The sequence below is a fragment of the Rhizobium bangladeshense genome (genome assembly GCF_001662075.1).
Classification (GTDB): Bacteria; Pseudomonadota; Alphaproteobacteria; order Rhizobiales; family Rhizobiaceae; genus Rhizobium; species Rhizobium bangladeshense_B.
This window is the reverse complement of record NZ_LYPL01000005.1, coordinates 383,619-391,434: the sequence shown is the minus strand read 5'-3', so window position 1 is coordinate 391,434 and position 7,816 is coordinate 383,619. Positions and strand designations below refer to the sequence as shown.

The following is a 7,816-nucleotide window of genomic DNA, read 5'->3' as shown; positions in this document are numbered from 1 at the left end:
GAACACAAACCAGCATCAGCCAATCCGCTTGAGTTTCTTTAGAGCGAGAGACTTCGTCGCCAGCAGCGCCGCCGCCCTCGTTCAGTGAGTGGGCTTATAGAACCAACCCCTTTTCCAAGTCAACAGCCATACCAAAAGTTTTTTGACATTTTTGTAACAGGCTGATTTGGCATGTATTTTTCCGGGGTCCTTTATCCACAGCCGGCGTTTTCGGAGCAGATTTCCGAGAATTCTTTTACCAGTCGATAAAAAATCCTCGGAAACCCGCTTTCAACCAGCGAAAGATGGCAGGAAAACAGCTGCTTGAGCGAATTTATGGTTAACGGAGAATTAAAACGCTTCCGGTCCCAGGATTTAAATTTCCGTCACAAATCAACGACCGGCATTTCGGAACCTAACGCCGTCTGGAGTGTTGTCTTTCCCATCGAGGAAAGGAGACCGACATGCCTGCCAACACCGACGATATCAGAGCATCTGTCAGCAAGGACATTGCTGCGCTCCAGCAGGAAGTATCCCGCCTGCAGAAGATGATTTCCGCTCAGGGCGCCGAGGCCTATTACGAAGTGCGCGGCCGCGCCGGCAAGGTCTATGATGAGGCCCTGCCGCGCGCCAAGAATGCCGTCGCCCAGATCAGGGCCGAAGGAGCCGCTGCTGCTGGTGCTGCCCGCGAGCATCCAGCAGCCACGACGACGGCGCTGGTGCTTGCCGGCGCACTTGGTTTCCTCGCCGGATATCTGCTTTCCGGCAGCCCACAGCCGCAGCATCGCCATTGGTGGCGCTAGGGCCTGCCGCAATCCGCTTAAAAATCATATTTTTACGCACCCGCCGATCCGTTTTTCGGCAGGGTGCGTAAATGCTTATGTCTTAGAAAAACCAATTTTTAATGCAAGCAAGGGACCATAAAAAAGCGAAAGGGAGGATAGCATGGAAAACAAGAGGGCCAATTGCATCATTGAAGTCAGCGTCGATGGCGTCAACGGCCGTTACGCGGTCGGCATCATGAATATGCGTCAGGCACTCGAACTGCCGGAAATGCCAAGCCTATCTTATACGCATCCCGACCCCGTGAAAGCCGCTGCCGGCATCGTCGTCAGCCGCAAGGAGCTGGCTGGTTTCATGGCCTGCCGCTGAGACAGCGTAACCCTTCATGCCCTGACGGTGCTTCGTCAGAAGCGCTGACGGCAGTCTGCAGCCCCATCGTTCCCTAGATATAGTTCGCCAAGCTGGAAACCTTGTGCCGTTCATGCCAAGAAACGGCATCGAAGCAGCACAGGGAGAGCAGATGAGGGACCGGCGCCCATCGCATAAAACGCGCGAGCGGCCAAAGCCTGCCGCCGGCGCAGGCAAGCGGGTCACCCTTCCCCGCGCCCTTTCCAAACTCGGCTACTGCTCCCGCACCCAAGCCGAACGGCTGATTGCCGAAAGTCGCGTCGCCGTCGACGGCCGCACGATCAGCGATGCCGCTGCATGGGTCGATCTTGCGACGGCCAGGATCAGCGTTGACGGCCTCCCCATCGCCGCCGAGGCAAAAATCTATCTGATGCTCAACAAGCCGCGCGGGCTCGTCACCACCCGCCACGATCCCGAAGGCAGGCCGACGGTCTATGATTGCTTGACAGATTTCGACATTCGGCACCTCTCGCCGGTCGGCCGGCTCGACAAGGCGAGCGAAGGCCTGTTGCTTTTCACCAACGACACGGAATTCGCCCAGATCCTGCTCGATCCGGCCACCCATTTGACCAAGACCTATCATGTCCAGATCGGTCGGCTTTTGGACGACGAGGAAATCGCCGCGATGACGTCGGGCATCCGCCACGATGGTGAGTTGCTGACGGCGACCGCGACGCGACGCCTTCGCCAGGGTGACAGGAACTCATGGATCGAGGTCGAGCTGGATGAAGGCCGCAACCGCCAGATCCGCCGCATGTTGGAGGCGCTCGGGGCCGAATGTCTGCGCCTCGTGCGGGTCGCAATCGGCGGGCTCGAACTCGGCGAACTGCCGAAAGGTGCCGTGCGCGCGCTGACCGAGGCGGAATTGCAGGCGCTGCGCCGGAGCGCCGGCATGGAAAGGGCAAGACGTTGACCTATATGACGGAGATGGCGCCGCACGACTTCTGGCAGGTAATCCATCCGCCCGGCACCTTTCCCGACGATCGGGAGTTCACCTCCTTTTATGTCGCCGCACTGGAAGACGGGCGCCAGCTTTGCCTGCCGATCCGCGTGCTGGCTGATGGCGAACATGCCCTCGCCTCGCTGATCGTCAACCAGGCAAGCTTCGCCGTGCTCGATGCGTTGGCCGAAGACCTCGCCGAAAAGATCAGGCCCATGCGCATCGATATCGTCGCCGGCCTGCCGACGCTCGGCCTGACACTTGCCGCGGCCGTCGCGCAGAAGCTCGGCCACGCCCGCTACGTCCCGCTCGGCACTTCGCGCAAATTCTGGTACCGCGACGAACTCTCCGTAGCCCTGTCCTCGATCACGACGCCGACACAGGGAAAGCGTCTTTATATCGATCCGCGCATGCTGCCGCTGCTGAGCGGACGGCGTGTCGGCCTGATTGATGACGTCATTTCCAGCGGCGCATCGATCGTCTCGGGTATTAATCTGCTGACAGCCTGCGGCATCGAACCCGTCGTCATCGGTGCGGCCATGCTGCAATCCGAGCGCTGGCGCGAAAGCCTCGCAGCCGCCGGGTCGCAATGGATCACGCGCATCGTCAGCGTTTTCGCAACGCCCATTCTGAAGCGCAACGCCGCCGGCCAGTGGCGGGCACCTGTACGACCGTAGACGTGAGGATTGTTCGATCTTTGCCACCCGGCGCCTCTGTACAGCGGGTGAGGAACGATTACAGTCCGCTCGACGCGTGTCACCCGGAAGCGTGCAGCGGTTTCCGGATAGCGACATATTTCAACCGATGAAACACCGGATCTGCCCATGTCGTTCGAGCAAGCATCCCTGCTGATCCTTCTGCTGGCGATGCTCGTTCTGTTCTCCTTCGAGCGCATCCGCATCGAGGTGGTTGCGATTGCCGGCCTGCTCGCCGGTTATGCTCTCGGCCTTTATCCGGCCGACCAGATTTTCGCGGGCTTCGCCACCCCTGTCGTCATCACCGTCATCGAAATCCTGCTGATTGTTCAGGTGCTGGCGCGCGCCAAGCTCTTCGACGATTTCGCCGCGCGTTGGGCGGCCGCAAGACCGTCGCCCTTCAAGGTCATATCAGGTACGTCCTCGCTCGCCGGCTTCGTTTCCATCTTCATGAACAATATCGGCGCCTTTGCGATCACGCTGCCAGTGGCGCTGCGGCTCGGCGTGGTGCTGTCGATCCCTCGCCGTCAGCTCGTCATGCCGGTCTCGTTTGCCGCCCTGCTCGGCGGTCTGGTCTCGCTGATCGGCACGCCGGCCAACCTGCTCGTCAGCGACGCGCTCGCCAAGGCAACCGGAGCAGGCTTTCGCTTCTTCGATTTCGCCTATGTCGGCCTGCCGGTCGCAATTGCCGGCATTCTACTCATAACCTTTCGCGTCCGGCGCCTGTTTCCGGAACCCGACGCAGTGCCGGCAACGATCTCCCCGGGTACGCGCCGCATCATCGTCGAACGTCGCGTCCCGGAAGCTTCTCCGCTGATCGGCACCCGGCTTTCCGAGTGTTCAACCCGCTACGCCATCAAGCCGCATGCGCTGATCCGTGGCGACAATTTCGTTTTTGGCCCGCTCGACCAGTCGGTCATAAACGCCGGCGACGTCCTGCTGGCCGAAGGCGCCGATGGCGTCTTCGCCGAGCTTGCAGCCGCACAAGCGCTAATCGCCGATATCCACCCGGATGGTCTGCCGCCGGATTTTACCCGAGTCGAAACCGTCGTGATGCCGGAAAGCACGCTGGTCGGTTCGCGCATCCGCTCGCTCGAGGTCTTTCACCATCGCGGCATCGCAGTCGCTGCCCTTTCCATGCGTACCCCGCGCATCGAAGGCCGCTTCCTCGACTTGCAGCTGTCGATCGGCGATATTTTGACGCTGGAAGGGCCGCGCATGGCCATTGCCGAAGCATTGGAGGAAAGCGAGTGCCTGCCGCTCGCCCCGACGACTGCAGCCGAACCGGCCCTGCTCTCCTGGCGGCCCTTCGCGCTGTTTGCCTGCGGCGTCGCTGCGTCGGCGATCGGCTTGCATCCCGAGGTCGCTTTTGCCGGCGTGGTGCTCAGCCTCGCCCTGCTCAACCATCTCAACATCCGCCAGGCGATGGCCGACCTCAACTGGCCGATCATCATTATGCTCGCGGCGATGATCCCAATCGGTCAGGCGGTGGCAAGCACAGGGACAGCCGAAGCGATCACCGGCTGGCTGAGCCTCGTCGTACCGATCAGCCATCCACTCTCCGGCATCGCCCTCATCCTCTTCCTGGCCATGGCGCTGACGCCCTTCGTCAACAATGCGACGGTCGCAATCGTGCTGACGCCGATCGCGCTCGAATTTGCAAGGACCGGGCGACATGCGCCCGACGCCTATCTGATCGCGGTAGCCGTCGGCGCCTCTCTCGATTTCCTGACGCCCTTCGGCCATCACAACAATACGCTTGCAATGGGAATCGGTGGCTACCGTTTCAGCGATTTCCTGCGCGCCGGCTGGCCGCTCGCCGTCGCAAGTTACGGCCTTGCTCTGCTTCTCCTGGCTCTGTTCTGGCTGTGATGCGATATTTTGTCCTTAAACCGATTCCGATTTGAGGAATTATGCAGTAGAGCAGGAAGCCTTCACCGAAACACAAGGACAGTCGAGCGCCGTGCGAATCCTCTCCGAAGCCCATTTCCCGGAATTGCCGAATTACTATCGCGGCAAGGTGCGCGAGAATTACGATCTACCGGACGGACGCCGCATCATCATCAGCACCGACCGGCTGAGCGCTTTCGATCGAATCCTCACCTGCATCCCCTATAAGGGCCAGGTGCTGACTGAGACCGCGCGCTATTGGTTCGAAGCGACGAAGGACATCTGCCCGAACCACGTCATCGACTATCCCGATCCGAATGTCGTCATCGGCAAACGGCTCGACATCCTGCCGGTCGAGATCGTCGTGCGCGGATACCTTGCCGGCACCACTGGCACCTCGATCCTGACGCTTTACAAGAAGGGTGAGCGGGAAATGTACGGCATGCGCCTGCCGGACGGCATGCGCGATAACCAGATTCTGCCCGAACCCGTCATCACCCCGACCAGCAAGGAATTCGACGGCGGTCATGACGAGCCGCTGACGCCTGCCGAAATCGTCAGCCGCGGCCTTCTGACCAAGGAGCAGTGGGAGACGCTCTCCGGATATGCGCTTGCACTCTTTGCCCGCGGCCAGGCAATGGCCGCCGAACGCGGCCTGATCCTCGTCGACACCAAATATGAATTCGGCACCGACGGCGACGGCAACATCATCCTCGCCGATGAGATTCACACACCTGACAGCAGCCGTTACTGGCTCGCAGAAAGCTATCCGGCGAGCTTCGCGGCCGGAAAACGGCCGGAAAGTTTCGACAAGGATTTCGTCCGCGCCTGGGTGGCGGAACGTTGCGATCCCTATAAGGACGAAATCCCCGAAATTCCGGTCGAGCTGATCGAGCAGACCTCGGCCGTCTACATCAAGGCCTACGAGTCGATCACCGGCGAACGCTTTGTTCCCGACGACAGTGGTGAGACGCCGCTTGCCCGTGTCCGAAACAACCTCTCCCGCTATTTCCCTTAAAAAGGCGGCACACGAAGCCGCCGGGCCGAGCATCGACTTGGCAGCTTTCGCGCAATCGCGCTAGCATCAGCAAAAAGAAACCCGGGCACGGCCCGGCGGGGGACAAATGGCGAGGAGGCCGAGACGCAAGGCCGAGGAAACGCGACAGGACATTCTCTGCATGGCGGAGATGTTGTTTCGCGAGCGCGGCTACGTCGCGGTGTCGATCGCCGATATCGCCGGCGCGCTCAACATGTCGCCCGCCAACATCTTCAAGCATTTTCACTCCAAGGTCGCGCTGGTGGATGCCATTGCCGGACGACATCTCGACCATGCTGCCGAGCGCTTCGCTCCCCTCGACCAGGATATGCCCGCGAAAGAGCAACTCCACCGCTTCGTCCTGCGCCTGCTGGATGGCCATCTGCAGGATATACAGAAAAGCCCCTACATATTTGAAATGGTGCTTTCGACCATCGAGGCCAAACTCGAAGCCGGCATTCGCTATCGCGCCCGCATCGAGGAAAATCTCGGCGAGATCATCCGCAAAGGTGTCGCAGAAGGCCGTTATCGTTGCGGCAACCCCGAACGGGCGGCGCATGTTGTCGCCGATATGCTTGCCTGCGTGCTGCATCCCGTCCTCATCGTCCGCGACGACAAGGAAACACTGGTGCAGCGTGCGGGCGAAATCGTCAGCTTCGTCGATGCCGCACTGCAAAATAGCGCTTGCTAAGTGACGATTGCTGACTTACGTCACTTCGTAAAGCTTTTCTTAGACTCGGGGATAGTGGCACCACAATCCAGACCGATCCTGTCGCTTGTATAAGCCTGAGCTGGCTCGGCCGAGTGCATGGATAGATGGCAATTGCGACCGCATGAGGAAATTCAGAATGATACGGCGTGCCCTGCTTATCTCCTCGGCCCTGGTAGCCGGCGCATTGCTTGGCGCCTGCAGCGACAACGCCGGCAAGCCTGCCGGCAATGCCGGCGCAGGCGCGGCGCAGCAGGCAACGCCCGTCGGCGTGGTCGCGCTGAAGAAGGCTGGTTTTCCTGTTACCACGATCCTTCCCGGCCGGGCCGAAGCCTTCCAGACGGCCGATATCCGGCCGCAGGTGAGCGGCATTATCCGCGAGATCGCCTTCAGGGAAGGCGGCGAGATCAAGAAGGGCGACCTTCTCTATCAGATCGAGGATGCGCCCTATATCGCCGCCGTCGAGCAGGCCAAGGCGGCAATCTCCAAGGCCGAGGCGAGCGTGCCGAGTGCCGAAAGCAATCTCGAACGCTACCAGCGCCTCGTCGGCAGCGGCGCCACGCAGATCGAATACGAGACAGCCAGGACGACGCTTCTCCAGGCAAAGGCCGAAGTCGAGTCCGCAAAGGCAGCCCTTTCAGCCGCGCAGATCGACCTCGATCACACCAAGATCGTCGCGCCCTTCGACGGCATCATTGACCAGACGGCCTACAATGTCGGCAACGTCGTCTCTGCCAACCAGACGACGGCGCTGACGACGATCCGCCAGCTCGACCCGATCTATATCTCGCTAACGGAATCGAGCACCAACCTCCTGCGGCTGCGCGATGCCATGGCGGCCGGCAATATCAAGGGCGCGGAGAACGTCGCCTTCCATCTGATTCTCGAAAACGGCAAGGAATACAACCAGCAGGGCAAGCTCGACATGTCGAAGCAGGTCGTCAGCGAGACGACCGGCACCTTCATCATCCGCGTGCTCTTCCCCAATCCCGATCGTGTCGTCCTGCCCGGCATGTATGTCCGCGCAACCGTCGAGCTCGGCGCCGAGACCGGTTATGCGCTGCCGCAGCTGGCGACAAGCCGTGACGCCAACGGCCGGCTGACGGCGCAATTCGTTTCCGCCGACGGCAAGGTCGAAACCCGGGCCTTCGAGAACCGCTCGCCGTCCAACAATTCCTGGCTGGTGACCGAAGGCATTAAGGACGGCGATCAGTTGATCGTCACCGGCCTGCAGTCGGTCACGGCAGGCATGCCGGTAACGCCGGTCCCGATGAAGATCAATGACAACGGCGTGGTGGTGCCTGCCGAGCAGCCCGCGGCCGGTGATGCTGAGAAGCCCGCAGCGAAATAATCGCTTCGAGCCCGCAGCGTCACCG

General features: G+C 60.9%; 8 protein-coding genes. All 8 read left to right on the top strand.

From position 1 onward, the window contains the following. Positions 1-443 precede the first annotated feature (443 nt). The gene (locus tag A7X77_RS13490) at positions 444-782 is read left to right on the top strand and encodes a hypothetical protein (RefSeq protein ID WP_064683398.1); all 339 of its coding nucleotides are present in this window, start codon (positions 444-446) and stop codon (positions 780-782) included. Between the two features lie 142 nt (positions 783-924). Continuing rightward, positions 925-1,131, top strand: coding sequence for a hypothetical protein (locus A7X77_RS13485; protein ID WP_009987986.1), 207 nt, complete (start codon positions 925-927; stop codon positions 1,129-1,131). A gap of 151 nt (positions 1,132-1,282) precedes the next feature. Beyond that, positions 1,283-2,083, top strand: coding sequence for a pseudouridine synthase (locus A7X77_RS13480; protein ID WP_064683397.1), 801 nt, complete (start codon positions 1,283-1,285; stop codon positions 2,081-2,083). A gap of 14 nt (positions 2,084-2,097) precedes the next feature. Further along, a complete protein-coding gene (locus A7X77_RS13475) occupies positions 2,098-2,787 on the top strand; it encodes a phosphoribosyltransferase (RefSeq protein ID WP_064683419.1) in 690 nt (229 codons plus the stop codon). 147 nt (positions 2,788-2,934) lie between these two features. Beyond that, positions 2,935-4,677, top strand: a complete 1,743-nt coding sequence (locus A7X77_RS13470; RefSeq protein WP_064683396.1) for an SLC13 family permease — start codon at positions 2,935-2,937, stop codon at positions 4,675-4,677. A 91-nt stretch (positions 4,678-4,768) separates the two neighbouring features. Then, entirely contained in the window at positions 4,769-5,713 is a 945-nt protein-coding gene (locus A7X77_RS13465; RefSeq protein WP_064683395.1) for a phosphoribosylaminoimidazolesuccinocarboxamide synthase, read from the top strand. 106 nt (positions 5,714-5,819) lie between these two features. Further along, positions 5,820-6,422 (top strand): TetR family transcriptional regulator, encoded by a 603-nt coding sequence (locus tag A7X77_RS13460; protein ID WP_064683394.1) that lies wholly within the window; start codon positions 5,820-5,822, stop codon positions 6,420-6,422. Between the two features lie 157 nt (positions 6,423-6,579). Beyond that, a complete protein-coding gene (locus A7X77_RS13455; RefSeq protein WP_064683393.1) occupies positions 6,580-7,791 on the top strand; it encodes an efflux RND transporter periplasmic adaptor subunit in 1,212 nt (403 codons plus the stop codon). Positions 7,792-7,816 lie beyond the last annotated feature (25 nt).

Bases quoted from the DNA above. Each gene is read 5' to 3' on its own strand.
- A7X77_RS13460 (WP_064683394.1), top strand. From the start codon at position 5,820: ATGGCGAGGAGGCCGAGACGCAAGGCCGAGGAAACGCGACAGGACATT.
- A7X77_RS13455 (WP_064683393.1), top strand. From the start codon at position 6,580: ATGATACGGCGTGCCCTGCTTATCTCCTCGGCCCTGGTAGCCGGCGCA.
- A7X77_RS13485 (WP_009987986.1), top strand. From the start codon at position 925: ATGGAAAACAAGAGGGCCAATTGCATCATTGAAGTCAGCGTCGATGGC.
- A7X77_RS13475 (WP_064683419.1), top strand. From the start codon at position 2,098: ATGGCGCCGCACGACTTCTGGCAGGTAATCCATCCGCCCGGCACCTTT.
- A7X77_RS13490 (WP_064683398.1), top strand. From the start codon at position 444: ATGCCTGCCAACACCGACGATATCAGAGCATCTGTCAGCAAGGACATT.
- A7X77_RS13470 (WP_064683396.1), top strand. From the start codon at position 2,935: ATGTCGTTCGAGCAAGCATCCCTGCTGATCCTTCTGCTGGCGATGCTC.
- A7X77_RS13480 (WP_064683397.1), top strand. From the start codon at position 1,283: ATGAGGGACCGGCGCCCATCGCATAAAACGCGCGAGCGGCCAAAGCCT.